Origin of the sequence: Peterkaempfera griseoplana (genome assembly GCF_001418575.1) — a bacterium.
Taxonomy (GTDB): domain Bacteria; phylum Actinomycetota; class Actinomycetes; order Streptomycetales; family Streptomycetaceae; genus Peterkaempfera; species Peterkaempfera griseoplana.
In genome coordinates this window covers 1-1,614 of the sequence record NZ_LIQR01000581.1, presented here as the reverse complement: position 1 = coordinate 1,614, position 1,614 = coordinate 1, and the positions used below count along the sequence as shown (strand labels likewise).

At 72.0% G+C, this 1,614-nt stretch carries 1 protein-coding gene; it reads right to left on the bottom strand.

Annotated elements, in window-relative coordinates; translation table 11 throughout:
• Positions 1 to 1,614 (bottom strand): condensation domain-containing protein (locus AOK09_RS33280; protein WP_245687598.1); only part of this gene is annotated, 1,614 nt, incomplete at both ends.

Sequence of the window (1,614 nt, the reverse complement as noted above, 5' to 3'; positions counted from 1 at the left end):
GGATAGTTGGTGCGCTCCCGGAAGAACACCAGCTCGACGCCGTCGAAGACGGTCCTGGTCTCGCGGTTCAGTCCGTTGTTGGGCCGGTAGTTGAGCAGTGAGGTGAACAGCGGGGTGTCGCCCGTCACCGCGCTGGCCTGCTGGGCCAGGGCGAGCGGGGCGTGCTCGTGCTCCAGGAGCTCCGCCAGCTGACCACGCATCGCGGAGACGGCCTCCACCGCGCCCAGCCGGTCCACCCGCAGCCGCACCGGCAGCGTGTTGATGAACGGGCCGGGGACCCGCTCGGCACCGGCGCCGGCATTCATCCGCCCCAGCAGCACCGTGCCGAACACCACGTCGTCCCGGCCGCTGAGCACGGAGATCAGCCGCGCCCAGGCCACATGCATCACGGTCGCCGGGCTGGCGCCCAGGCGACGCGCGACGCTCCGCAGGCGGCGCGCAAGCTCCGGCTCCAGCCCGACCTTGGCCTCGGCCGAGTCCATGCCGTCGCCGCGCACGTTCAGCACGCCGTACGGTGCGGTCGGCTCGTCCACGTCGCCCAGCAGACCGCCGAAGTACCGCTCGTGCTCGCCGCTGTCCACCCCCGCGCGTGCCTGCGCCACGAAGTTGCGGAAGGGCAGGGGCTCGGGAAGGTCGCCGCCGCGCTGTTCGAGGAACGCCTGCACCTCGCCCAGCAGCAGTTCCAGCGCCGTGTGGTCCTCGATGATGTGGTGCGGACGCAGCAGTGCCAGCCAGCCGTTGCCGTTGGGCTCGGGCGCCAGGTGCAGACGCATCAGCGGGGCCCGGCGCAGGTCCATCGACAGTCCGCCGGCCGCCAGCAGGTCGGCGACCGGGTCCGCGCTCTGCGGGTCCAGGGTCACCTCTTCGGCGTGCAGCAGCGCGTGCCGCCACACCACCTGGACGGGCTCCGGCAGGCCCTCCCAGACCACCGACGAGCGGAAGATGTCATGCCGGTCCACCACTGCCTGGAGGGCGGCGACGAAGGCGTCGAGTCGTTCCCGGGTGTCGAACGCCAGCACCGCCGTCGTCACATAGGCGTCCTCGCCGCCGTCCGCCAGCAGGTGGTGGAAAAGCAGGCCCGACTGCAGGGGTGCCAGCGGATAGATGTCCGCGACATTGGCGGCGCCGCCGTCGACGGTGGCGACGACGCGCTCGATCTCCGCGGGCGAGAGCTCCACCAGCGGCAGCATCTCCGGGGTGATCTCCTGGGCGTCCGCCGGAATGGCGTTGGCCGGCACCTCGGCCCGGTCCGCGACCGCCGTCGCCGCCAGCCGGGCGGGGGTCGGTGCGTCGAAAAGCGCCCGCACCGACACCTGGACGTTCTGCTCCCGCAGAATCTCCACCAGGCGTACGGCCAGCAGGGAGTTGCCCCCGAGGGCGAAGAAGCTGTCCTCGACGCCGACGTTCTCCAGGCCCAGGACCTCGGCGAACGCCGCACAGAGGATCTCCTCGCGCACGTTCGACGGTCCGCGGCCTGCACCGGTGGTGTATTCGGGGGCGGGCAGGGCCCTGCGGTCCAGCTTCCCGTTCACCGTCAACGGCAGCGCGTCCAGCACCACCACCGCCGACGGCACCATGTACGCCGGCAACCGCTCCGCAGCGAACTCCCGCACC